Annotated in this window: 29 protein-coding genes; 17 read left to right on the top strand and 12 right to left on the bottom strand. The window is 46.4% G+C overall.

From position 1 onward, the window contains the following. Positions 1–29: 29 nt before the first annotated feature. On the bottom strand, positions 30–713 hold the full coding sequence (gene rpiA / locus G548_RS0104775; RefSeq protein ID WP_022793006.1) for a ribose-5-phosphate isomerase RpiA: 684 nt from the start codon (positions 711–713) through the stop codon (positions 30–32). A gap of 197 nt (positions 714–910) precedes the next feature. Here rpiA and G548_RS0104785 point away from each other — a divergent pair, with 197 nt between their 5' ends. Continuing rightward, entirely contained in the window at positions 911–1,969 is a 1,059-nt protein-coding gene (locus tag G548_RS0104785) for a sulfotransferase (protein ID WP_022793008.1), read from the top strand. A gap of 93 nt (positions 1,970–2,062) precedes the next feature. Beyond that, positions 2,063–3,196 (top strand): alcohol dehydrogenase catalytic domain-containing protein, encoded by a 1,134-nt coding sequence (locus G548_RS0104790; protein ID WP_022793009.1) that lies wholly within the window; start codon positions 2,063–2,065, stop codon positions 3,194–3,196. Positions 3,197–3,331: 135 nt separating this feature from the next. Here the strand turns inward: G548_RS0104790 and G548_RS0104795 are convergent, their stop codons facing one another. The 10 genes from G548_RS0104795 to G548_RS0104840 form a co-directional block, all read right to left on the bottom strand. Next, positions 3,332–3,880 (bottom strand): GNAT family N-acetyltransferase, encoded by a 549-nt coding sequence (locus G548_RS0104795; RefSeq protein ID WP_022793010.1) that lies wholly within the window; start codon positions 3,878–3,880, stop codon positions 3,332–3,334. A gap of 178 nt (positions 3,881–4,058) precedes the next feature. Beyond that, the gene (locus G548_RS0104800) at positions 4,059–4,250 is read right to left on the bottom strand and encodes a YwbE family protein (RefSeq protein ID WP_022793011.1); all 192 of its coding nucleotides are present in this window, start codon (positions 4,248–4,250) and stop codon (positions 4,059–4,061) included. 96 nt (positions 4,251–4,346) lie between these two features. Then, on the bottom strand, positions 4,347–5,270 hold the full coding sequence (locus G548_RS0104805) for a prenyltransferase (protein WP_022793012.1): 924 nt from the start codon (positions 5,268–5,270) through the stop codon (positions 4,347–4,349). A 124-nt stretch (positions 5,271–5,394) separates the two neighbouring features. Further along, the gene (gene chrA, locus G548_RS0104810; protein WP_022793013.1) at positions 5,395–6,570 is read right to left on the bottom strand and encodes a chromate efflux transporter; all 1,176 of its coding nucleotides are present in this window, start codon (positions 6,568–6,570) and stop codon (positions 5,395–5,397) included. Between the two features lie 17 nt (positions 6,571–6,587). Next, positions 6,588–6,893, bottom strand: coding sequence for a PadR family transcriptional regulator (locus tag G548_RS0104815; protein ID WP_022793014.1), 306 nt, complete (start codon positions 6,891–6,893; stop codon positions 6,588–6,590). A 155-nt stretch (positions 6,894–7,048) separates the two neighbouring features. Continuing rightward, the gene (locus G548_RS0104820) at positions 7,049–7,786 is read right to left on the bottom strand and encodes a class D sortase (protein WP_022793015.1); all 738 of its coding nucleotides are present in this window, start codon (positions 7,784–7,786) and stop codon (positions 7,049–7,051) included. 128 nt (positions 7,787–7,914) lie between these two features. Beyond that, on the bottom strand, positions 7,915–8,928 hold the full coding sequence (locus G548_RS0104825; protein ID WP_022793016.1) for a DUF6612 family protein: 1,014 nt from the start codon (positions 8,926–8,928) through the stop codon (positions 7,915–7,917). Positions 8,929–9,128: 200 nt separating this feature from the next. Further along, entirely contained in the window at positions 9,129–9,494 is a 366-nt protein-coding gene (locus tag G548_RS0104830; RefSeq protein WP_022793017.1) for a DMT family transporter, read from the bottom strand. A gap of 16 nt (positions 9,495–9,510) precedes the next feature. Next, positions 9,511–9,822, bottom strand: coding sequence for a DMT family transporter (locus tag G548_RS0104835; RefSeq protein WP_022793018.1), 312 nt, complete (start codon positions 9,820–9,822; stop codon positions 9,511–9,513). Next, positions 9,822–10,352: a TetR/AcrR family transcriptional regulator gene (locus G548_RS0104840; RefSeq protein WP_022793019.1), complete on the bottom strand. Its 531-nt coding sequence runs from the start codon at positions 10,350–10,352 to the stop codon at positions 9,822–9,824. Before G548_RS0104840 ends, G548_RS0104835 begins: the two co-directional genes overlap by 1 nt. A gap of 182 nt (positions 10,353–10,534) precedes the next feature. On the opposite strand from G548_RS0104840, the gene G548_RS0104845 reads away from it, so the two are divergent. The 9 genes from G548_RS0104845 (at position 10,535) to G548_RS19135 (ending at position 18,261) form a co-directional block, all read left to right on the top strand. Then, the gene (locus tag G548_RS0104845; RefSeq protein ID WP_022793020.1) at positions 10,535–11,626 is read left to right on the top strand and encodes a GGDEF domain-containing protein; all 1,092 of its coding nucleotides are present in this window, start codon (positions 10,535–10,537) and stop codon (positions 11,624–11,626) included. Between the two features lie 131 nt (positions 11,627–11,757). Next, positions 11,758–12,672 carry a methyl-accepting chemotaxis protein gene (locus G548_RS0104850; protein WP_022793021.1) on the top strand — a complete coding sequence of 305 codons (915 nt, stop codon included), beginning with the start codon at positions 11,758–11,760 and terminating at the stop codon, positions 12,670–12,672. A gap of 157 nt (positions 12,673–12,829) precedes the next feature. Beyond that, positions 12,830–13,897 carry an NAD(P)H-dependent flavin oxidoreductase gene (locus G548_RS0104855; RefSeq protein WP_022793022.1) on the top strand — a complete coding sequence of 356 codons (1,068 nt, stop codon included), beginning with the start codon at positions 12,830–12,832 and terminating at the stop codon, positions 13,895–13,897. Between the two features lie 61 nt (positions 13,898–13,958). Continuing rightward, positions 13,959–14,378, top strand: a complete 420-nt coding sequence (locus tag G548_RS0104860) for a DnaJ family domain-containing protein (RefSeq protein ID WP_022793023.1) — start codon at positions 13,959–13,961, stop codon at positions 14,376–14,378. Positions 14,379–14,655: 277 nt separating this feature from the next. Further along, a complete protein-coding gene (locus G548_RS0104865) occupies positions 14,656–15,639 on the top strand; it encodes a sodium:calcium antiporter (protein ID WP_040880654.1) in 984 nt (327 codons plus the stop codon). Between the two features lie 119 nt (positions 15,640–15,758). Continuing rightward, a complete protein-coding gene (locus G548_RS0104870; protein WP_022793025.1) occupies positions 15,759–16,928 on the top strand; it encodes an MFS transporter in 1,170 nt (389 codons plus the stop codon). Between the two features lies 1 nt (position 16,929). Further along, a complete protein-coding gene (locus G548_RS0104875) occupies positions 16,930–17,364 on the top strand; it encodes a MarR family winged helix-turn-helix transcriptional regulator (protein WP_022793026.1) in 435 nt (144 codons plus the stop codon). A 148-nt stretch (positions 17,365–17,512) separates the two neighbouring features. After that, the gene (locus G548_RS0104880) at positions 17,513–18,061 is read left to right on the top strand and encodes a DUF2812 domain-containing protein (protein WP_022793027.1); all 549 of its coding nucleotides are present in this window, start codon (positions 17,513–17,515) and stop codon (positions 18,059–18,061) included. A 32-nt stretch (positions 18,062–18,093) separates the two neighbouring features. Next, on the top strand, positions 18,094–18,261 hold the full coding sequence (locus G548_RS19135) for a hypothetical protein (protein WP_022793028.1): 168 nt from the start codon (positions 18,094–18,096) through the stop codon (positions 18,259–18,261). Between the two features lie 19 nt (positions 18,262–18,280). On the opposite strand, the gene G548_RS0104890 is transcribed toward G548_RS19135, so the two are convergent. Then, positions 18,281–18,916 carry a class I SAM-dependent methyltransferase gene (locus G548_RS0104890; RefSeq protein WP_022793029.1) on the bottom strand — a complete coding sequence of 212 codons (636 nt, stop codon included), beginning with the start codon at positions 18,914–18,916 and terminating at the stop codon, positions 18,281–18,283. 228 nt (positions 18,917–19,144) lie between these two features. On the opposite strand from G548_RS0104890, the gene G548_RS0104895 reads away from it, so the two are divergent. The 6 genes from G548_RS0104895 to G548_RS0104920 all read left to right on the top strand — a co-directional run bounded on the left by G548_RS0104895 (position 19,145) and on the right by G548_RS0104920 (position 24,385). Next, entirely contained in the window at positions 19,145–19,405 is a 261-nt protein-coding gene (locus G548_RS0104895; protein WP_022793030.1) for a metal-sensitive transcriptional regulator, read from the top strand. Positions 19,406–19,793: 388 nt separating this feature from the next. After that, positions 19,794–20,246, top strand: a complete 453-nt coding sequence (locus G548_RS0104900; RefSeq protein WP_022793031.1) for a hypothetical protein — start codon at positions 19,794–19,796, stop codon at positions 20,244–20,246. Positions 20,247–20,333: 87 nt separating this feature from the next. Next, positions 20,334–20,681 (top strand): YflT domain-containing protein, encoded by a 348-nt coding sequence (locus G548_RS0104905; RefSeq protein WP_022793032.1) that lies wholly within the window; start codon positions 20,334–20,336, stop codon positions 20,679–20,681. A gap of 139 nt (positions 20,682–20,820) precedes the next feature. Further along, positions 20,821–21,627 (top strand): ZIP family metal transporter, encoded by an 807-nt coding sequence (locus G548_RS0104910; protein WP_022793033.1) that lies wholly within the window; start codon positions 20,821–20,823, stop codon positions 21,625–21,627. A gap of 185 nt (positions 21,628–21,812) precedes the next feature. Further along, entirely contained in the window at positions 21,813–23,066 is a 1,254-nt protein-coding gene (locus G548_RS0104915) for an MFS transporter (protein WP_022793034.1), read from the top strand. A 173-nt stretch (positions 23,067–23,239) separates the two neighbouring features. Continuing rightward, the gene (locus G548_RS0104920; RefSeq protein ID WP_022793035.1) at positions 23,240–24,385 is read left to right on the top strand and encodes an iron-containing alcohol dehydrogenase; all 1,146 of its coding nucleotides are present in this window, start codon (positions 23,240–23,242) and stop codon (positions 24,383–24,385) included. Positions 24,386–24,394 lie beyond the last annotated feature (9 nt).

Genomic DNA, 24,394 nt, shown 5'->3' on the forward strand with positions numbered 1-24,394 from the left:
GATTTTTTAATGAAATTATAAGGGTAGTTTTACCGTTTATTTTTGAACGTTTCAGCTCCACCGTCTGTTCCTGCAATAATGATATCTGCCATATCAGCAAATAAACCTGTTTCCACGACGCCGACCAGCTGAATCAGCTGGTGATGCAGCTCATCCGGCCGTTCGATCAGCTGAAAATCGCAATCGATCACGTAGTTGCCGTTATCTGTTTTAAATGGGTCGCCGCGGTCGCGGCGAAGCACAGGATCACAGCCCAGCGATTGGATATCGCGTGCAGTTTTCTGCCACCCAAAGGGGGTGATTTCGACCGGCAGTGGAAAGGAGCCGAGCTGTTGCACAATTTTGCTTTGATCCACAGCAATAATCAGCTTATCTGCTGCGTCGGCAATAATTTTTTCTCTTAATAGGGAACCGCCCCCTCCCTTGGTCATATGAAAGTCAGGGTCGACCTCGTCTGCCCCGTCAATGGCCACATCTGCTTTCGTCATGTCGCTCGAGAAGTATACGAGCGGCACATTAAATTCCTTTGCCCACTGCTCTGTAGCAGGGGAGGAAGGAATGCCCTGGATGTGCATCCCCTGCTGGACAAGTTCTCCAAGCTTCTGCATGACCCAGTACATAGTGGATCCCGAGCCCAGGCCGACAATAGAATTATCTGAAATATATTCGACAGCCTTTGCTGCTGCATCTTGTTTTTGCTGTTCCCTGGACATAAAAAAAGCTCCTTTAGGATGTATTTAAGCAGGCTATTTCCTTTTCGGTCTCTCGCCAAACCTGAGGCACAACTTCAACTGCTCGTCCCAATTCTTTTATTGTACCAAAATAATCCAAAAGAAAAACCAGACGTCATAATTACGATGAAAAAGGGTAGAGAAAAACGAATGTATCACGCTAAAAAGGAGTGTATTCAATGACGGAACCAGTATTTATTATTTCTACCGGGAGGAGCGGATCCACAGCTTTGTCCAGCTGTATTAATCTCCATCCTAAACTTGTAAGCCTGTCTGAAATGATTCTTTCTGTTCATTATAATTTTGGGATCAGCGGTGAAGAATGGAAGGGGTTCGAAAAACAAATATGGACAGGAAGCGAATTCTGGGAGCTTCTCGCTCAAAAGGAACCAATACGACTGGCTCCATATGAAAAGAAAGGATTATACAATAAGGAAATACTCTATGAGAGAACGGAAAATACTTTATTTAACGAAAAAACGGGGCTGCCGGCTATTGCTTCCATCACCCTTCCTCACCTGACCGATGAACCGGATAAGCTGTATCAGGAGCTTGAAGAAAACGTGCCGGCGTTTCCGGAAGGCTCGCTGCCGCAACAATACAGCCGCCTGTTTGAGTGGATGCAGCAACGGTTTGATGGCGACACGTGTGTGGAGCGTTCCGGCTTTTCTACAGACGCAGTCGAATACTTAATAGACATGTTCCCAAAGGCCAAATTTGTTTTTTTATACCGGGACCCCCGGGAAATTGCTGTGGCTTTTAACCGCTTTCAGACGATGAAGATGGGAAAAGCTATTTTAAGGGCGATGGAAGAAATAGGCGCTGATCCCTCGGACCCGTCCACGGAGGCTGAAAAGCTTGGCTCCTACCGGTGGCTGCACCCGGATTATTTTGAACTTGAACAGCTGCACCAGATGGACATGTCGTACACGGAACTCGGGTCCTGGATTTCAAACTCACTGCTGCACGCAGGCCGTGTGATCGAAGGCCTGCCGGAGACTCAGCAGCACTGGCTTCGGTATGAAGACCTGTTGAAAACACCGGAAAGAGAGCTCGAGCGCCTGATTACATTTATAAATCCGCCGTCTGCGTCAAAGGAAGCAAACGAACAATGGATAAAAAAAAGTGTCGTACAAATTAATCCCAAGCCGGACACGTGGCCGGAGCTCCCGGAAGAGAAGCGATCTGCGCTGGAAGAAGCGGCAGGGCCGGCACTTCGTTATTTAGGCTATGCGTAACCAGGCGTTTACAAATGCGCATAATCGGAAAAGAGTATTTTAAACCAGTAACTCCAGGCACAGATTAAAATACAGAAAGGCTGGTCTAAAATAATGAAGGCAGTAACGATTCAAGGCAAAGAACACATGGAAGTCAAAGAAGTTGCAGACCCGAAAATTGAACGTAGCGATGACATGATTGTACGCATTACAGCCAGTGGTATTTGTGGATCGGACTTGCATTTATATAAAGGCGGTATTCCGACGCCGGAGGATTACGTTGTCGGCCATGAGCCGATGGGAATCGTAGAAGAGGTCGGTCCCGATGTAAAAACGCTGAAAAAAGGAGACCGCGTTGTTATTCCATTTAACATTGGATGCGGTGAGTGCTATTACTGCAATCATCAAATGGAAAGCCAGTGCGACAATTCCAACCCGCACGCTGAAATGGGCGGGCTATTCGGCTTCTCTGAGGATTTCGGGAACTTCCCGGGCGGTCAGGCGGAGTATCTGCGTGTACCGTATGCTGACTTTACTTCCTTTAAAGTGCCGGAAGATAGTGAATTGAAGGACGAAAGCGTATTGTTCCTTTCGGACGTCGTGCCTACTGCATTCTGGAGCATTGAAAATAGCGGGGCCACTTATGGAGATACAATTATTATTTTAGGCTGCGGTCCTATTGGATTAATGGCCCAGAAATTTGCATGGATGAAAGGGGCGTCCCGCGTCATTGCCGTCGATCAGGTGCCGCACCGTCTCGAGCATGCAAGAAGAACAAACAACGTGGAGACGTATAACTTCAGTGATACAAAAGAAATAGGCAAGCTGCTTCATGAAGACACGAAAGGCGGCGCAGATGTAGTCGTTGATTGTGTAGGCATGGATGGCACCGTGCCACCGGATACAACATTCGGTTCTGAAAGCGACAATCAGTTTGGCACTATCAGCCCAATTGTGACAGCTTCTCAGTCTGTGAAGAAGAACGGAGTCGTGCAGCTGACTGGTGTTTACGGCACCGAAGCCAACAGCTTCCCAATCGGTGATTTCTTTACAAGAAACGTTGCGCTTACGATGGGGCAGGCGCCGGTCATTCATATGATGCCAAGCCTTTACCGGATGATTGAAAACAAACTATTCGATCCGACGGATATTATTACGCACCCAATTCCTTTAGAGGATGCAGCTGAAGGCTACCGCATCTTTGATGAAAAAGAAGACGGCAATATTAAAGTAATTTTGAAGCCATAAAACAATTCTAATATAACAAATGCGGAACCTTGTAATTTTTACAGGTTCCGCATTTATTATGTTAAAAAAGTGATATATGACTCGATTAGAACTGCTGGCAGAATAAAAATAAAATGTTCCACGTGAAACACTGTATTAAGCATTTTTATAGTAGACCAGGTTATCTGTCCATGCACCGTTTTCGTAAATGAATCTCTTGCGCGCACATTCGTATTCCATTCCGACTTTTTCTGCAAGAGAAATGGATGGGTGATTATCAACATTAATGTGAACTTCTATCCGGTGAAAATGCAGATCATCAAAAGAAGCACATAGAACCTCCTGTACGGCTTCTTTCCCAAAGCCCCGGTTCCAGTGCTGGTTATGAATCATATAGCCGAGCATGCCCCATTGAAACTCTTCACGTATTAACGTAGTAATATCAGCATGCCCAAGGTGATTTCCGTCCTTATGAAAAATATCATATACATAGGTGCTGTCCTCTTCTTTCATCACTTTTCTCTGCTGAATCATATCTATAAATTTTGTTTTAGTTAAACGGCTGATTTCCGGACGCCCGGGATCGTATAAATGCTGGGAGGGTTTTCGTTCCGATAGTGCCTGCCTGTAGCTCTCAAAGTCATCCGGCTGCAGTGGGCGCAGAATTAAACGCTCCGTTTTTCTATTTCTTTGCTGAAGCTTCATTTTATACCTCCTGTTGCTCATGCAGAAATATTAAAGTTCTCACGATTGAAATGAAGGTAAAAGAGAGAGGGAAATAGTTCGATTTTATTATATTAATATATTTTATTCTCTGTGTTTTTCTATAATGAAAAAGCCCCGTCTCTTGGAGCGAAGAGAGGAGCTTAAGGATGCTGTGAATTTAATGAATATGTTTGACGCGTCCTACCTGACCGTCCTCAAGCCGGACTTTAATACCGTGTGGATGGCTCGGAGAATTGGTTAGTAAATCTTTAACGGTTCCACGGGTCAGCGCACCGCTCCGCTGATCTTTTTTTAATACAATATCTACTTCTGCTCCCGGGGTAACATCTTTACGCTTTGTGCCGTCCATAACATGTCCTTCCTTTCAAAGGTGATGCTTTATTATAGCAGACAACCGAAAAGAGAAAACAATAAATTCTCTTTTCCGTATTGCTGCACCACCGGATTAAATAAGAATGCCGAGCCATACGGCACTTAGCATGGCAATCAGCAACAGAGTCTTTTCTACAGCTGATACGTGCTCGGGATTGGAGTTATCCATGCGGAGGACCAGGATAAGAGATACTGCCATAAGTACAGCAAGCCCTGCTGCCGCCCAAAAACGGTCGGTGCCGAGCCAAAAGATAGTGAGCCCCGAAATCACTAAATAACATACAGCAGGCATGTGAGCGTAAGGTGAGCCAAATTTACGGGTGAACCAGACTACAGTGGTACGCTTTTCGGGAGAGGCCTGCATGTCCGCTTTTCGGTCCGGAATGTGATGGACCATCACCCAGGCCAGGCAGATCATGGCATTTATAAATGCGTTCTGCAAAGCCCATTCCGGAATGGTGCCGAGCGCCAGCCAAGCCCCGCCGAGACCGAGCGAAAATATGGAGGGAAACAGACTCAGCCATTCTCCGAGAAATGGTTTGTAGCTGAGGCTGAGCGGCAGGGAATAGGAAGCTGCTGCCCAGACGCCTATAACAAGAAGCACGCCTACTTTGATATAACCAAAGATAAAACAAAGTACGGCGGTGCCAATCAATGCAATAGCGAGCCATTTTCCCACCAGCCATAACGATTTTAACGACATGGCATTGGTCTGCAGAACGCGGCTCCCTCCGGAAAGAATAGCAGGACTGTGTTCATCCGTGCCTGAAAGATAGTCAGCATAATCATTAAAAGCGTGGGTGAGAAGCCCATGAATAAGAAAAGCGCCAATGGCGAGGAGAATAAAAATAGCTGTCAAATAAGAAGCAGAGAGAGACGAGTATAAAAAAAGCGGAAGCATGGTAGATACAATTGTAGCGATGCTTGAAGATATAACAGCAATGGCACGAACAAGCATCCACGCACTGCGCAGCGTCCCGGCGAACTGATTGGCCATTCACATCTTTCCTTTCTGATTCCTGAGGATTTCAATTTTTCTGGTACCAGTATCCCATTTCCTGGCGGTTTCGTACAGCATCCAGGGAAGAGAAGCCGGCTGAGAGCAGAAAAAAGGCGCTGTTCTATAAAAGAACAGCGCCTGCGGCTGCGCCGCTGACAACGATTACCCACGGCGGAAGCTTCCAGAAGGCAAGCATTGTGAATAGAAAAGCAGCGAGTATAAAATCAAGCGAAGTCGTAATGGATGACGTCCAGATTGGATTATAAAAGGCAGCCAGAAGGATACCTACTACAGCAGCATTTACCCCGGTCAATACGCCTTTCATATGAGTATTTTTACGGAGCAGAGACCAAAACGGCAGCGCCCCGATAATTAAAAGAAAAGCCGGTAAAAAGATGCCCGCAGAGGCCACCAGGGCTCCCTGCCATCCGGAGAGGACCGTGCCCAGGTAGGAAGCAAAGGTGAATAAAGGTCCCGGCACAGCCTGAGCCGCACCGTAGCCTGCGAGAAAGGTCTCTTCACTCAACCATCCGGTCGGGACGAACTCCCGCTCCAGCAGAGGAAGAACAACGTGACCGCCGCCGAATACGAGTGACCCTGCGCGGTAGAAGCTGTCAAACATGGCTACGAAGGTAGAACCGGTCCACTCCCGTAGAAGCGGCAGCGCAGCGAGCAAAACAAAAAAGAGTGCCAGGCAGAAAACACCTGTTTTGCGCGAAACGGTTTCGATGACCGCTGTATTATCTGCCTCCTGGACCGAGCGGTACAACACCCATCCAGCACCGCCGGCTGCGAGTATGACGAGTACCTGGGCAAGGGATGTCTGCCATAAAAGAGTACCGCTCATGGCGAGAAGGGCAATGGTGCGCCTCTGAAGATCAGGTGTGAGCTTCTGGGCCATGCCCCATATCGCATGCGCAACAACTGCCACAGCAACAATTTTCAGCCCCTGGAGCCAGCCGGCATCGCTGACGTCGAGGCCTTCAAGTGCGAGGGCGAAGATTACTAAAGCAATAACGGAAGGGAGGGTGAATCCGAGAAAGGAAATAAACCCTCCAACGAGACCGCCCCGGACAATGCCTATCCCTATACCGACCTGACTGCTGGCAGGGCCGGGAAGAAACTGGCATAAGGCGACCAGATCCGCATAGCTCTGCTCGTCGAGCCACTTTCTGCGTCGTACGTATTCTTCATGAAAATAGCCTAAATGGGCGATAGGGCCGCCAAAAGAGGTCAGTCCGAGCCGCGTGGAAATCAAAAATATTTCCAGCCATTTTTGCCCCAATGTTTTTTCCATGGCGTTCTCTCCTGTCTTTACTTGATTTCTTTAAACAACTCATAGGCTTTTGCGCGGGCTTCCTGCAAAATTCCGGCGCCTTTATCTGTAGTCGTGTAATATTTGCGGATTTTTCCGTTCACATTTTTATTTTCTTTGTGTAAAAGGCCGTCTTTTTCCATAGCATGAAGAATGGGGTAAAGAGTGCCAGCGCTCATGGAATAGCCGTGTTCCTGCAGTTCCTCAAGCATCCATTGCCCGTATACGGGATGCTCGGAGGCATGGTGCAGAATGTGAATGTGAATAAAGCCTAAAAAAAGCTTTCGAAGCGTTTTATCTTCCATGATCAATCATCCTTTCGGATTTCGATATCGAAATCCGATATCGAAAGAATAACAATTAATTTTTATTATAGCAAGAGGGGAAAAGAAATTTGAAACCCTGCCGGGAAAATGAAAAAACGGCTCCGCTGGCTGGCCGGCGGAGCCGTTTTATGTGCTTAAAGACTGTTGCTCTGCTCGAGTTCTGCCTCTACAATGTAACGGTCAGGAGCGCTGCCGATATAGTCAAATGGATAGCAGGTGGTGAGCGTAAGCGTTGGTTCATCTTTGTCTACAATGACAGAACGGTCCTCTGCGTCGGTTACCCATGTTTTCTGCAGACGATAAACGTACTGCGTGTTTTCATACTCGACAATAAGAGAGTCCCCATCTTCAAGCTCATCAAGCCCGGTGAAAACCGTGTCACGGTGACCGCTTAGCACCGTGTGGCGGGACTCGTCGGGAGTGGTCGTCCATTCGCTGACATACATACCAACGCCCTGGTCAAGCGCTTCATCATCTGTACCCCAGTAGACGGAATAAGAGTTTCCAAGCTCCGGAATTTTTAATTTGGCTACATTTTCGCCTTTATCCCATTGATCTATTTCATCGCTCATTACCGCCGAATCCCTGCTGTTTTCGGAGGAAGCTTTGTCCGGATTCCTGTCTGTATCGTTTCCTTCAGGCAGCGTATAGGCTTCTGATTCCCCGGCGGCTTCCACACTGGAAGAATCACCCTGCTTTTCGGAATTGTTTTTTTCCGGAGCCTCCGCTGAGTCATTGGCAGAATCAGTAATAACGTCTTCTTCGTCGGTGGAAATTTTATCTACTCCTGCTCTGGCGTCGAACCACTGGTATCCGAAGTACCCCGTAACACTCAGGCCGATAACAATCATCGCAATAAATACTTTTTCCATAGATGCTCACTCCATTAAAAGGACATAACAGACCACAATAGACATTACTATTATTTCCATAATACACGGCTGATGGAGAAAAAAACAACCTTCACCAAAGAGGTGAAGGCTGCGTGATTGAAAGGTTATTATGCCTGCTGGCGGCGTCTTGTCCAAAGCAGGGCTCCGCCGGCCAGGCCGGCAAGGGCCAGGCCGCCAGCCATATAGGCAGGCTGGGCGCTTGCTGTTTCAGGCATTTCTCCGCCTTCAGCGCCTTCTTCCATTGAAGCCTCGTCCTCGGCCATACCTTCTTCAGGCATGTCTTCCATGCCGTTCATCCCGTCCATGCCTTCCATTTCGTCCATTGGTACCGCCTCATTCATGACTTCCTCCGGTACAGTAATGTCACCGACGCTGTTGAAATTGGAATAGGTGGAATCGGCTGTCAGGTTCATATCTGTGGTAATCTCTTCCATCTCATAGGAAGCATCCAGATTAATGGTGCTCGCTGTCATGTAATGAGTTTCCTTGTCCACGGTCAGGCTCATGGATACGTCCTGAATGTCGATCATGCTCCATGTTTCCTCCATCATTTCCTCATCAGCCATACCGCTGCCCATATCCGACTGCATCATTTTACTGGCTGCTTCTTCTATCTCTTCACCGCTCCCTTCGTAAGTGAGCACGTAGGAGTCCTCTGTCTCTTCTACGTCCATTTCGTCAGCAAAGGACTCTGAAGCTCCCATATGCATACCTGGGTTTGTGGTCATCTCTTCCATACCGCCCATCATGTCACCGGGCATCATCGTCCAGCTGCCATCCGGCATTTCTACATAGTAGCCGTCTTCTGTCCAGTACATTTCTGTGGATACTTCTTCACCGCTGACCGGGTCGACTGTATTAGTTGTCTGGTGGAGGGCGAAAGGATCCATCGTAATATCCTGTTTAGAGGTGGAGCTGTTCGTTATTGTTTCCCCTTCGCCGGCGGCGTTTGTAATTTCCTGTGAAATTTCGGTAGTAGCAGAATAACTGTCGAGCCCGGCCATAGTCTCGTTTGACTGCTGCAGAACGTCCCCTGCGTTCATTTCCTCTGCCTGGGCGGGTACGGCGATTACACCGAGAGCTAAAAAACCGGCACTGCTTCCTGTTATCCATTTTTTCATCATTATTCGTCCTTTCTTTTCTTTCATGTATTCGGCAAAAGCTTATGTGGTAAACCACTGGCTTCTGGTATTCTATGGTAATTTTACCTTATAAATGTCGGAAATAAACGCATTTTTTAAAAATTTGTGAAAAAATATGAGAAAAAAAGCCCATGCAGCCATATTTTGTAGGGGCTTCGGGCTTAAAAACAGGCGGAAGCTTAAGCATGCCGGGCACGGGGGAAATGTCTGCTTTTTTTCGTGCGGCGGCTATTTTTCACATGAAGAAGAATAAGCCCGGAAATGACTAAAAATAAGCCGGCAGCTTTCATCCATCCAAATGATTCCTGAAAAAGCAAAATGCCCGCAACGGCTGTTAAAGCCGTGCCAAGACCTGCCCATACAGCATAAGCCACAGATAACGGAATCGATTTTAAGGCGAGACTCAGGAAGAAAAAAGCCCCAATAAATGCTATAAAAACGGTCAGAGAGGGAATAAGGATGGTAAAACCTTCTGAAAGCTTTAAGGACGTAGAAGCAATAACCTCAAATAAAATCGCAGCAAACAGTAGAAGAACAGCACGCATAAATTGTTCCTTCCTTTCATCCTAAATTCATCATAAGAATACCAATCACCAGGCAGACAATACCTAAAGTGTTCGTTTTATTCATTTTTTCCCTAAAATAAAAAACGCCGATGAAGGTAGTTAAAATAGTGCCAAGGCCGCTCCACGTAGCATAAACAACACCGAGCGGAAGGGCCTGGAGAACGAGCGACAGCAGGTAAAAAGCAACGCCCATACCAACTGCAAAACCAAGAGACGGAAGCAGTCTGGTAAAGCCATACGAAAGCTTGAGCATGGAGGAAGCAAATACTTCGCATATGACAGAGATAATAATGAGCACGTAAACCATTACACTTCTCCTTCGGCAAAGCGCCCCAAAAGATTTTGAAGTAAGTTCTCAGCCTGTGAAAGGGGCATCGTATTAATTTCAAAAATATGTGAAAACCATATGCCGTCACTCAACAGCCGGATCATCGAGGCTTCATCAGTACGAAAAGCGTCGGAAGCAAAAAGCTCCTGCCAGCGTTCATTGTATTCCTTCCAAAGACCGAGCACCTCTTTGTGATCGGCAAGAGTAGCAAGCAGGCTCGCATTGATTAAAAAATTGCTTCCCGAGCGAAGCTCTTCGAGTGTTGCTTCCGCGTAAGCTTTAATATAGCTGCCTGAATCGCTTCGTTTTTCTTCGATTAATTCATGAAACCGGGCCAGCGCATAAGCGTTCATTTCATATACGAGCTGTTCTTTATTTGGAAAATGATAAAGCAGACCACCTTTACTCACTTCTGCTTCGTCTGCCACAGCGTGCAGGGCAAGGCGGTTAAAGCCGTCTCTGCGGATGATGCGGGCGGCAGAATGCATAATTTCCAGTCGTTTACTCATCATTGATTCTCCTTTATTAATTAACAGTCTGGACGGTATAGTAAAAAGTGTAACAGAGGAATGGACAAAAGGCGAAGAGAAGTCAGCTTATCCATAACTGGTATAAAGGGCTGTACAAAAAAAGATTGAACCGCGGAGCGCAGATGCGCAGACGGGGCCTGAATGGTGGGAGGAGGGCCGTGGTGTTTAGTCAACTTTTTGTTAATTTAACTATTTTAGTAACGTTCCTTTTTTTTTATTACCAGGTGTTCCGGGAGCATTCCTTTTCGCGGGTAACCTCTATACCGATGAGGCTGTTTACCGGTGTACTGTTTGGAGTGCTCGGCATGGTATTAATCGGGTTTGGCATCAGAGTTAACGAGTACACCCTGATCGATCTGCGTCATATCCCAATTATGCTCAGCGCTTTGTTTGGCGGGTGGATACCTGCAGTAACGGCTGCGGTCATTATTTCGTTTTCCCGTCTCGCCCTTGGTGGAGGAGTCATTGTTTTATACCCGATCAGCATGATTATTTTCAGCACGGCGGTGTATATTTTTATTGCCCGGCTGGTTCGAAATCCGTGGCTTGCCGCATTTTATATGCTTCTATGCTCCAACACTTACTTTCTCATTATTATGGTATACCAGTTGAATACTGCGACTCTTTACACGGAAGTGACACTCAGCTATTGGTTTGTTTCGTTTGCCGGAGCATTTGCCGCAGTATATATGGTGAAGCGGCTGACTTATTCCAATCAGCTGCTTCATAAGTACCGGGCGGAGTCTTTAAAGGATCCGCTTACGGGCCTTGATAATCCGAGAAGCTTCGCCTATTCGTTAACAAAAAATCTTGAACAGGCTTCGAAAATGAAGCAGGCGGTCGCATTGCTCATTATCGATATCGATCATTTTAAAGATATTAATGACCGTCACGGGCATGCAGCCGGAGATGATATTTTACGTCAGCTCGGAGCTGTACTGCTTGAAATGGTCCGGCCGGAGGATTCGGTATACCGCAAAGGCGGAGAAGAATTTACAGTTATATTGTCCAGCTGTCCAGCTTCTAAAGCATTCGATATCGCTGAACGGATACGGGAGCGCGTGGAAAAATATCCTTTTCTCACAGATCATCAGACGTTGTATATTACTGTGTCGACCGGGGTATCCATATTTCCTGAGACAGCTGTAGAAGAAAGAGAGCTGTTTAAGCAGGCAGATGATGCTTTGTATCAGGCAAAAAACCAGGGTCGTAACCAGACATGCATGTATTCTAAAAAAGACCTTATAAAATAGGTCTTTTTTATTGTTTATAAATAATTGAGTCTTTTTTATAAATATGTATTACAAAAAGTGTTTTTAAAATAGCGTATTGGGTATAAAGTATTAATATAATATAATAAAAAAGAACTAGAGAGGTAAACACTATGCAAAAAACAAAAAATAATGAGCAGGTTTTAGACGCTTCCCAGGTTTTACGTGCGTTGGAACAATCGCTTGCCATCATTGAATTCGATCTCAATGGAAGAGTGCTGTGGGCAAACCACCATTTTGCTGCGGCGATGGAGTATCATGAAGAAGATATGGCAGGGATGCATCATCGGCAGTTCTGCACTCCGGATTTTGCCTCAAGCCGGGATTATGAAAGATTCTGGCAGGATCTGCGCGCGGGAAGATCCTTTCAGGATAAAATACAGCGGATGACGCGAAGCGGTAAGCTTGTAAGGCTTGAAGCTACGTACATGCCTGTGCTCGATGACGCTGGGAATGTACACGCGGTGTTGAAGGCAGCAACAGATATTACCCTCCGGGAGGATGAAATGACTAAGGTGTCAGATTCTGTGCAGAACATGTCTGAGGAGCTGTTAAAGAGGGCGGAAGATGGTATGACAAAAAGCCGGGAGATTACTGAAAACTCCCGGCAGGTAGTAGAAGAGGCAAATAACAATCTTTCGATTCTGGAGTCATTGGAGCGGCAGGCGGATTCTATCCGGGGAATCGTAAAAACGATCCGTGAGATTGCCGACCAAACAAATCTTTTAGCTTTAAACGCAGCAATTGAGGCTGCAAGAGCCGGTGAGCAAGGGCGGGGGTTTACAGTAGTGGCAGATGAAGTGCGGAAGCTGGCAACGAGGGCCCATTCCTCTATTCAGGAGGTAAACAGTCACGTCGAGGGAATAACTGGAGAAGTGAGTAAGATTAGTGAGGGCACAATTCGTTCCCAAAAAGGAATGGAAAACAGTCAGGAACACATCAGGCACGCGGTAAAAGAGTTCGAACACATTGGTGCAGCAGCGAAAGGCCTGGAAGAAAAGGCAAAGCAATTCCGGCACATTTTATAAAAGCAGTGGATCACAGCATCCCTGCTTTTTTATTTGTGTAAAAGTAATGTAAAACTTTAGATTTGGTTCAAAAGAACTAACTCAAAATATACGCCGTGATATAATAAATACATTTCCAATTAATTGTATTAAACATTGTAGTAAGGAGAGAGCACATATGGCGGTACGTCCTGAATTACTTATGCGTCTTCGAATCGAACAGCCTATTATTCAAGCCGGGATGGCCGGCGGGGTCACCACGCCGGAATTAGTGGCAGAAGTCACAAAAGCAGGCGGGCTTGGGACTATAGGAGCCGGATATATGACCGCAGAGAATCTTCGCTCTGCTGTTCAACTCGTAAAAAAGCAGACATCGGGGCCGTTTGCGGTAAATGTCTTCGTGCCGGAAGCTCCGGACGTAGTTTCTGAAGATGTACATGCCGCCAATGAAAAGCTCTCCCTGATTCATAAAGAATTAAAATTGACTGCTCCATCGGTGCCGGAAAGGCTGCCTTCTTTCTTTGAAGAACAGCTTGAAATTATTATAGAAGAAGAAATTGCGGTTTGCAGTTTTACCTTCGGGATTCCTTCTGCTCTGCAGATTGAGCGGTTGAAAGCCCACGGCGTCTTTTTGATTGGCACTGCCACCACAGTTGAAGAAGCCGTTCAAAATGAGCAGGCAGGTATGGATGCGGTGGTCGCCCAGGGGAGTGAAGCCGGCGGGCACCGGGGAACCTTTGCAGAGTCCTTTGAAAAAGCGATGATCGGAACGATGGCTTTAGTGCCCCAGGTCGTGGACGAGGTCGACATTCCTGTGATTGCAGCTGGTGGGATTATGGATGGACGCGGTATTTTGGCGGCTCATGCCCTGGGAGCAGGAGCGGTTCAGATGGGTACTGCTTTTTTAACAAGCAGGGAAAGCGGCGCCCCGCAGGCCCATCAGCAGGCGGTGTTGATAAGTAAAGAAACAGACACCGCTGTTACTTCGATATTCAGTGGCAAGCCGGCCAGGGGAATTACAAACAAAATGATGATATGGATGGAGGAACTCGAGCACAGGTGGCCGCCGTATCCGATTCAAAATATGCTTACACAGCCGATTAGAAAAGAAGCGGCCAGGCAAAACGAACCTGCATTTATGTCTCTCTGGAGCGGCCAGGGAACGCGTATGAGCGTACAGGAGCCGGCAGGGGCCATGATTAAGCGCCTTATGGAAGAGGCGGAAGAAACGTGGGAAAGCCTTTAAAAAGACCTCATCTGCTCTGTTTGTTAAAATAAGAATATCAAAAAGCAAAGGAGCAGAACGAATGGCGTCATCGAAGGAATATAACGAGAGGCTTGCCGGGGAAAAAGAAGGACTAACGTACCGCGACCCTGTTGGTGAATTGATTCGGGAGCACGAAAAGAAGGGCGGCTTTGACAATCTGCCGGGTCGCGGCAGGCCGCTCCCTAAGGAGTATCTGCAAAGCGACACCTTCGACACTCTTTTAAAGCGAAATGGATTTGTGCCTTCGTGGGTCCGGCTGCAGCGGGAAATCCGGGAGGCTCTCGGGCAGGTGCTGAAAGAGCAGACGGATGAAGCAATCTCTGAGCGCCGTATAAAAAAAGAAATCAGTAAAATCAATAAGAAAGTCCGCCGGTACAACCAGCTTTGTCCAGCGCCAAGTCTGCAAAGGTGTTTAATAGAAAAAGAGAGCCTGTATAGACAGTATGAAAGCTGGCGTTAAAATTTACCGGAAAAACGTGGGTCAGTTCCATGTGAAACATCGGTTTGGATTATAGTATTCTGTGCTTTTAGTCTCCGGCCACTGGCGGGGGCTTTTTAGTTATTCCAACGCTTAAAATACCTGGAACTTTGAACCCTCTTCCATTAAAAACAGGAAAAGAAGATTATTGTTATACTCAAGAGGGTAAACGGGAATGGATTATAAAATTTTTAAGATTCCATGTTATGGGTTGTGAACAGACGGAAGGAGTCAATGCTTTATTACCGCTACTCTATCAATTGTTGCATTTATACTCTCTGCTGCAGTTTCAGTGTTTTCAGCTGTGAAATTGTCAGGCTACGCAGATATCATCAGCAGAAATACGAAGATTGGCGGGCTGCTCGCGGGCACTATTCTGCTTGCCGTTGCTACCTCTCTTCCTGAATTGACCGCAACTATTTCGGCAAGTGTGATCGGCAATGCCGATATTGCGGTAGGCAATGGACTCGGAAGTATTATTTTCAATATTTTCTTTTTGTTTTTATTGGATATTTACTTTCGAAACAAACGGCTGTTTCTTAAAGTATCAGACGATCATCTCTATACGGCTGTTATCGCGCTTTTGCTTTGTGTGGTAACTGCTGGCGGACTAATGCTTCATTACCCGCTTTCCTTTTTTGGCATAAGTGTTATCAGCTTGCTGGTAGTTGTTATTTATGTCGGCGGTATGTTCTATATATCAAAAAAGCAGAATGATGCGGCCGAAGAAGAGGGAAAAAAAGCTTCGCCGGACGAGAATGTGAATATCCGTCGCACCTTGATTAAATTTATTACGTTTGCTGCGATTATCTTTGTATCGGGAAGTGCGCTGTCTATATCCGGAGATGTGATGTCAAATACTACAGGTATCAGCGCTACGGCAGTCGGCAGTATTCTGGTCGCAACCGCCACCTCCCTGCCGGATGCTGTCAGCGTATTTGTAGCGCTTCGGCTGGCCAATGTGAATATGGCAATCGGTACGATTCTTGGGAGTAACATCTTTAATGTACTTGTAACAGCGATCGGGGACGTATTTTACCGCGACGGCAGTATTTGGATGGATACAAGCGATCAGACCACCATTATCGCCATTGCAGGGTTTGTGCTCACGGGGCTCGTGATGATTATTGTGAAAAGGGATAGGACCAGAAATGCGTTCACCTACATGGTGCCCTCACTTGTAGTCGTGCTCGGTTATATTATTATGATTGCTTCCATTTTATTTTATAACGGAAGCACGTAGAAGCAGGCAGCCGCCTGCTTTTTTTAGTACCAGAAGAGCATGATCAGGCATATTAGTTGCATGTGCAACTAATTATTTATATGGTAGATAGAGTAAATTCAGACAAAGGAGTAATCAAAGTGTCTCAAAAACTGGCCATTTTATCCATTTCATTGATTACCGTTATGGCAGGAGCTACTATTTCTCCGGCGCTCGGTTCTATTTCTGAAGCTTTTCCGGACGCCAACGAGACTTCAATTAAACTAATCAATACCCTGCACGCATTGTTCATTATCCCGTTTACTTTTATATCAAGCCGTCTCACGAAACGAGTGTCCAAAAAATCTGTTTTAGCAGCCGGGCTCATCCTGTATGTTATTGGAGGTTTGGGGGGAGCTTTTGCTCCAACGCTTTGGCTGCTGCTCGTTTCAAGAGCGGTGCTCGGTATTGCCGTCGGGTTGATCATGCCGATATCGACGAGCCTGATCCCGGATTTTTATGAAGGTAAAGAAAAAACAGTCATGATGGGACGGGTAAGCGCCTCCAATCAGCTGGGCGGTATTATCTCCATTGTGCTTGCGGGCATACTGGCAGGTATTTTATGGAGGCTGACGTTTGCTGTTTACGGCCTGGCCCTGCTGGTGTTCGTGCTGGTGCTGCTTTTTCTTCCGAAACAGAAGCCTGAAGCAGTATCAGCGTCAGATGGCAGCGCATCGCGGGGAGTGGAAAAGCAAATTTTTGCTCTTGCCGGCGGTATGTTTATTGTGTTCTTATTCTTTTATTCCATTCCGACGAATATGGCAATCTTTCTGCAGGAAAACAATATTGCCTCTGCTTCCCTTGCTGGTGTAATGATTGCTTCGTTAAACGTAGGAGGGTTTGCAGCAGGCTCCATGCTCGGCAGTATCACAAGCCGGCTGGGGAGATGGACAGTGCCTCTGCAGCTGGCGGTAACCGGCCTCGGTTTTATTCTTATCGCTTTTGGCGGGCAGGCAGTATTGATTACGCTAGGCATCGTTTTGATAGGTATTGGACTTGGCACAGTTATTCCGCTGATTTTTGACCGTGTGACGAAAGTGTCAAGCGCTGTCCAGATGTCTTTGGCAATGGCAGTGGTGCAGAGCTGCATGTATTTCGGACAGTTTATGTCGCCACTCGTGCTGGATTTTGTCGGCCGTCTGGCGGGTGGTTCGATTGGTACTAATCAGTTCATATATGCTTTTTCCGGCATCACGGCTCTTGTAGTGGCAGCCATGGTTTTTCTGTTTAAAGCTTTCGGGAAACGTAAAGCTCTGGAGGAGGAAAAGTAGTATGACTGTTTATTCTGTTGGTAAATGGGCGGCGGTTATTCAGCGTTACACTCACCAATATATTGAGAAACGATTCAATCATTTTGGTTTAGGGAATACAGAAGTGCTGGTACTTTTAACGTTATACGATCAGGAAAATGTGCCCCAGGAGTACATCACCAGGCAGATAGTGATGGATAAAGCTACAATTACGCGCGCTATGAAACGCCTCGAAGAAAAAGGGTATCTTTACCGAAAAGAGAGCGCCGTGGACCGGAGGGAAAAGATCGTTTTTCTTACTGAAGCGGCCAGGAAAATAGAAGTGGAGATTTCAGAAGCGATGCGGGAATGGACAGATATTATGACAAAAGAGTTTACAAAGGAAGAAAAACAAACGCTTCTCAGGCTCATGGAAAAAGCAGCAGATGGGGCGAGGGACGAAGTGGAGCCCAGGTAGAGTGTTTGTGACAGCAGGAAGCTCATGGTAGCATAATAGTATATACTTCGTACAATTCTATTATTCCCCCGGCGTTTATTGCCCTTCATCGTTATTCTTAATTAATTTCCGTTTGTGTATATTCCATATATAGGAGGTGTATAGCTACTTGCGAAGAGAAACCAAATTTTTATTTTCTTTTATGCCTTTTACTACCTACGATAAAGAAAAAAGCCGTTTGAAGGAGCAGCGTCAAAAAGGATGGCAGGTTCAGGACTGCTCTCTTCTCGGCTATTCTTTGTCGGAAGCCAGAGAAGAAGAAAAGGAATATCAGTTTATCATGTCGAAAGATTACCAGGGATTGCGGAAAATTTCTGAAGAGGAATGGACACTTCTGTGTTCCTCTCCGGTACTTCACGTATTTGAAGGGGATAAAGATGCTTTGTCCTTTCAGGACCACTGGACGCTTTATTTTTTGGAGGAATACCGAAAAAAGTGCCGGAGGTGGGGAATTACAGCTGCAGTAAGTGCTATTTTGTTTATAGTATTTCTGCTTTTAGTGATAACTGAGATGAACCTGCCGGTTGTGGCGGTGAATTTCGCCTTTTTTATGCTCTCATTGTTCACGGGAATAGTAGCCTTTACCGTGATCCGGTGGCTACGGACGCTTGCTGTTATCAGCCAGGCTAAGCAGATTGTCAGTACCGGCACAGAATGATATTTTATCCTGTACATGAAAGGACGGCCTTCATGGAAGAAGAGCTTCGTTATTTGAATGAAGAGGACAAAGAACGATTTAAGGAAATTCAATCAATGCTTGAAGGAAATATCTCGTATGAAGACCAGAAAAAGCTTGTGACAGAGCTGGCAATACTGCGTGAAAGAAATGAACTCAGAAAAAGATCCCGGCCCCAATAGGCACGGGATCTTTTTTTATTCATCCCTCTGGTTTAGTACATACAGCAATGCCGAGAGGGTAGTGAACCTCCGCACGGGCGGGACGTTCGAAGGCTACTCCCTGCTGGTAGTATAACTCCAGCTTTTCCCACGGCCAGTCTTCACTTGATAAGAGCTCTTCCCATTCTTCTGGCGTTAACTGGTGGTAATGAAAAGGGGAGTTGCTGGGCTTGTGTCTTCCCCGGCCGAAGGGCGTAGAGACGATGAGCGTACCGCCAGGGCGGAGCAGAGCGTACATGCGTTTCATAAAGATACGGTCATCGGGCACGTGCTCAATGGTTTCAAAGGAAACAACCGTATCGAACGTACCTATCTGCACGGGGATATTCTCATCAAGAGCATCTCCTGTCTGGAAGGAAAGCTTAGGATGATAATAGTGCTTTTGGGCAAAGACGATAGCTTCAGCGTCAATGTCGACGCCGAGTACATGGTCTACCTCCCGTTTTTTCCCTTTAGCTGTCATCTGAGCCCCGTAGCCGACTCCGCAGGCAATATCAAGCACACGGCCCCTTGCGTAAGGCATAGCAAAATAATAGCGGGCCAGATGCTCAAGCAGCATACCGTTGGTCGGTTTCATTTCTGAAGGGATGATTCGTTCTCCTGTGTCTTTTAACACGAATAGTCACCGCTATCTGTATAGTTTGGTCTTCTCATCATATAGAAAAAAAGAAGGAAATTGCAAGGCTAAAGGTGCCACGGGGAGGCAGCGGCTGCCGGAGCGCAGCATATGATAAGTGTTTGACAAACAGGAAAGCATCCTTTATATTTTTCATATACCCATTAGGGTAATATAAAGAGATAAAAGCAAGTAAATAAATACCCTTTTTGAAAGGAGGAGCCTTTCATGGAATATAATGATCAAATGAAAAACCGGGTAAAACGGGTAGAGGGGCAGGTCCGCGGCATTCTTCGGATGATGGAAGAAGAAAAGGACTGCAAAGAGCTTGTTTCGCAGATGAATGCTGCACGTACAGCGCTTGATCGCGCGATTGGTCTGGTAGTGAGTACGAATCTCGAGGAATGTGTGCGTGAACAGATAGAAAAAGGAGAAGACAGCGAAGAGCTGATCCAGGAAGCTGTTAATCTGCTGGTTAAAAGCAGATAATAAAACAGTGTTAATAAAGTTTAAAAGAAATAAGGGAGTATATTGAGCATATACTGAAAAAAAGAATAGCTTAAATCGTTTAATGACTAAAATCCGCGTTCTTCCATGAAGAGCGCGGATTTTTTAGAATGACGTGAAAATTCAACTGTATCCCAAGTGTAGGAAGCTTTCTACAACAGCTGTTTCACGTGAAACAGAGTTCGTGCCCTAAATAAATATTTTATCAATTTTGATCGTATCAAGAGGGAGATTCTTTATACGCTCCTTCATAATTTTAAAGAAATATTCCTTTTTTAAAATTTACTGTATGATCACCGGGTAAAAAGGGTATAGCTTTTAGGGCGATTGGCATAGGTTAAACTAAAAAATTAATAAAGGTGGCTTCACAATGCAGGGAGAGGACCGTGAAGTAGTATTTATCTCAGACAAGATCCATGCAATTATTCTTTTTTTGGATGATATTATTATTCAGGAGAAATACCATATGAAGGATATTGAAAAGCTTCAGCCTGAAACGATGGAATCTCAAAAGCATAAATCAGCGATTATCTTAAACATTATGGAACGCTCGGCAGAATTACTCCGCGGACGGTTTCCGGACTGCTGCGAGGCAGGGTCACAGGTTACTTACACCGTGAAAGATCTGGAGAAGGCGAGAGAAGATTTAAAAACAATTCACAACGATACATTTGAAGAATACGGAATTGTTAAGTCCACGTACGAACCGGGAGAGAAAAACGAAGACTCTTTTATTACAAAAACAGTCGTAGGTCTTGTGAACTACAATGTACACTTATTTGAGACGAAATTTCTGGACTATATAGACCCCCATGCTCTCTAGGCGAAAAGAGGGAGTTTGCCGGGAGATGGTTTAAATAACGACGGAATTGTTTATTAGGATAGCAGTAGCCAATAAAGGGAGGTTCTTATGAAACCGTTCGTTAGAGAATACACAAATGACGAAGCACTGCAGCAGGATGTTCAGCGCTTAGCTGAAAAGGGCATTGATAAAAGTAACGTGTACGTTATGACCCATGATAACGACCGTACCGGCCGTATCGCGGAGAATGCGAATGCCAATACTGTCGGAATGAAAGAAGAAGGCCTAAAAAATGCGGTAGGAAATATGTTCAGCAAAAAGGGCGACGAGCTCCGGAATAAATTGCAGGAAATTGGATTATCCCAGGAAGAAGCCCATGAGTATGAGGATGAACTCGATGAAGGAAAGATCCTTCTCATTGTGACAGATACTGAAGGCGTTAATACGATTATTTAACAATAATAGAATAGAGCCGCTCTCAAGCCGGGAGCGGCTTTACGTTTGTCGATTGACAAGCTTTTATAATAAGGAATAGAATGGTAATATATTTTCCTTAGGGAAACTTTTTTTAATAGAGTAAAAAGGAGATTATACTATGGAGTGGTTTGCGGAGCTTCATCCTACGCTGCAGGCGCTGATTGGTTCTTTGTTTACCTGGGGGATGACTGCAGCAGGAGCTGCGGTGGTGTTTTTTACAAACAGAAACAATCAGAAGCTGATGGATAGTATGCTTGCATTTGCCGGCGGGGTCATGATTGCTGCGAGCTTCTGGTCGCTGCTTTCTCCCGGCATTGATATGGCAGAGGAGCAGGGGCAGATACCTTATATTCCAGCTGTTATTGGTTTTTTACTTGGGGGCGTTTTTCTGTTGCTGCTGGACAGAATCATTCCTATGATGAACGAAGACACGTATTTTAAGGAAATAAAAGACAAGTATGCCAAGCATCGGACCACTATGCTTGTTTTTTCGATTACCCTGCACAATATCCCGGAGGGGCTCGCTGTAGGTGTAGCGTTCGGGGCACTGGCTTCGGAATTCAGCAGCTCCACGCTCGCCGGAGCAGTAGCGCTTGCGCTTGGCATCGGCATTCAAAATTTTCCGGAGGGAACAGCCGTATCGATGCCGCTGCGCCGGGACGGAGTGTCGAAAAAGAAAAGCTTCTTTTACGGTCAGCTTTCCGGTTTTGTTGAGCCGGTGGCTGCAGTGATTGGTGCTGCCGCGGTTATTATCATCCAGCCGCTGCTTCCATTTGCTCTCAGTTTTGCAGCCGGAGCGATGATATTTGTCGTTGCCAAAGAGGTCATTCCCGGTTCACAGGAAAAGGGCAACGTACGGCTCGCCACCTTCAGCCTTATGATCGGTTTCAGTGTCATGATGATATTGGATGTAGCTTTAGGGTAAAAAGTCGGCTGAAGCAGAGAGGTTTTTTCTGCTTCAGCTTTTTTTATCTCGCAGACTGTCTTTAATAAATTAGGGATAAAACCTATGCGCCCTTTTGTGATAAAGTAGCATAGATGAGCACCCGGACCGGGAGGCTGAATTTTATTTATAGTTTCTGGAGAAAATGGTGAAAAAGGAGCTTCGACATGTGGGCTGATAGACCGAAAAATGGGGCGGGTCCTATTTTTTACGGATGGGCCATTGTGGCATTGTCCGCGTTAAGTATGTTTTTTTCCGGACCGGGCCAGACCTATTCAATTTCTATTTTTATCGATTATTACATTCAGGATTTTTCGTATTCACGTTCCTTTGTTTCTGGTATTTATTCTGTTGGTACTCTGGCTGCCGGCATTACTCTTTTTTTCGTCGGTCGCGCAATTGATCGTCTTGGCCAGCGCCTGGTCATGGGGGCCGCGGGAATTCTTTTGGCGCTCGCTTGTATTTGGAACGCCTTTTTAACAGGTGCTGTAATGATGTTTATTGGTTTTTTTGCTATTCGACTGTTCGGCCAGGGATCGTTGACCCTGGTTCCCAATACGCTTGTGCCGCAGTGGTTTGTGCAGAAGCGTGGCCGGGCCTTAAGTGTCATGGCGATTGGCGGTTTCGTTGGCGCCGCTGCCCTGCCTCCATTGAATACATGGCTGATCCATATGGTTGGCTGGCGTGATACATGGTTAATTTGGGCCGGGTTGTTGCTTATTGTTTTCGTGCCGCTGGCCTTTTTAGTGGTGCGGAATCAGCCGCAGGATGTCGGCCAGGAGCCCGATGGGGGAGGGCCGGGGGCCCACGGGGATACACGGACGCAGCGGACAGCGATCCAGGAAAAAAGCTGGACCCTTCAGGAAGCCCGGAGGACCAGAGCGTTCTGGCTTATTCTTTTTTGTGTCAGCGTTCCGGCACTTGTAAACACAGGGGTTACCTTCCATTTAGTATCTATTGTAGAAGGCAAAGGTCTTTCGATTTCGCTTGCGGCATTAATTCTTTCATTAATGGCGTTTATCGGTTTTCCGGTAACATTTGCTGTAGGGTATTTGGTGGACCGCATTGCGGTGCATTATGTGCTTGCGATGACGTTTGGGGTACATATTGTTTCACTTTTGGTGCTTTTAACGGTAAATTCCTGGACAGGAGCTATTATTTTTGGAGTGCTGTGGGGCATAGCGCACGGCTTTGAGCGTATTGTGTTAAGCATTGTGTGGCCCAATTATTTCGGCCCCAGGCATTTAGGAAGTATTAAAAGCATTGCCCAGACAGTGATGGTTATTGGCTCCGCTCTCGGGCCGCTGCCGTTTGGTATTTTTTACGACTGGTTCAATAATTATACGGCCATATTATGGCTTATGATGCTTCTGCCGGCTACGGCTTTGGTTTTTGCTCTTTTGTCTCCGAAGCCCTCCTAGGTATTTCCTTACTAATATTTTTGATCCGCGGACTTATGGGTTCGCGGATTTTTTGCGCTAAAACAGGAGCAGGAAGTCTTTGCACATTAAACAAGGGTGAGAGATAATAAATACATATTAAGTAAACGTTTTCAGTAACATAAAAGCTTCTAAATAAATACGGTGGTGAGGATATGATTTCAAAATTCATGGCACCCGAGATCATTTTCGGAGATCATTCGATTCAGCAGACGGGTGAAAGCTTTTTACGCCTGGGGGCGCAGCGTGTACTGGTAGTAAGCGATCCGGGCGTCAAAGAAGCCGGCTGGACCACACAGGCTGTAGAAAATATACAAGCTTCCGGCCTTGATTATCACCTGTTTTCAAATATCAGTACGAACCCTGACACAAATCAAGTAGCAGAAGGTGTAGAGGCTTATCATGAAGCCCGGTGTGACGCCGTACTTGGCATTGGGGGAGGAAGTGCGCTGGATGTGGCGAAAGCGGTGGCTGTCATTGTGAGTAATGGCGGAAAAATCGAAGAATACGAAGGGATAGATCATATCCACAGCCCGCTTCCGCCGGTCATTATGGTACCGACAACGGCGGGCTCAGGCTCTGAAGTCTCGCAATTTTCCATTATTGTGGACCCGGTGCGGAAAAAGAAAATGACGATCGTTTCGAAATCGCTCGTGCCGGATATCGCGATTGTTGATCCGTTTGTATTAATGACCAAAGATCATCTGCTGACAGCAGCTACCGGTCTTGATGCCATTACCCATGGCATAGAAGCGTATGTAAGTGCGGCAGCGACGCCGCTGACGGATGTGCATGCGGTTAATGCGATGAAACTGGCGGCTGAATTTCTGCGGCCGTCGGTGGCCTCGCACACAAATGTGGAAGCCAAGCGTGCGATGGCGATGGCAAGCATGCAGGCGGGACTTGCGTTTTCCAATGCCATTTTGGGAGCTGTACACGCGATGTCCCACGCGATTGGCGGACGCTATGCTCTTGCGCACGGAGAGATTAACAGTATTTTGCTTCCGCACGTCATGGAATTTAATCTCATTGCCTCGCCTCCCCGATTTGCTGCTATCGGCGATATTTTCGGCGCTTCTGCGGACGGGGAAGAAATGGTTCGTGCCAGACACGGCATTCAGGCCGTCCGCGCTCTCGCAGATGATATCGGTGCTCCAAAGACTCTGCGCTCCGTCGGCCTGAGAGATCCTGATTTTGAAAGTATGGCCCGGATTGCCCTTGAGGATGCATGTATGATAACCAATCCCCGGGACGTGGCCCTGAAGGATATCGAAATGCTGTTCAAAAAGGCTTACGAATAAAGGAGCGTC

Source organism: Marinococcus halotolerans DSM 16375, from assembly GCF_000420725.1.
Classification (GTDB): Bacteria; Bacillota; Bacilli; order Bacillales; family Marinococcaceae; genus Marinococcus; species Marinococcus halotolerans.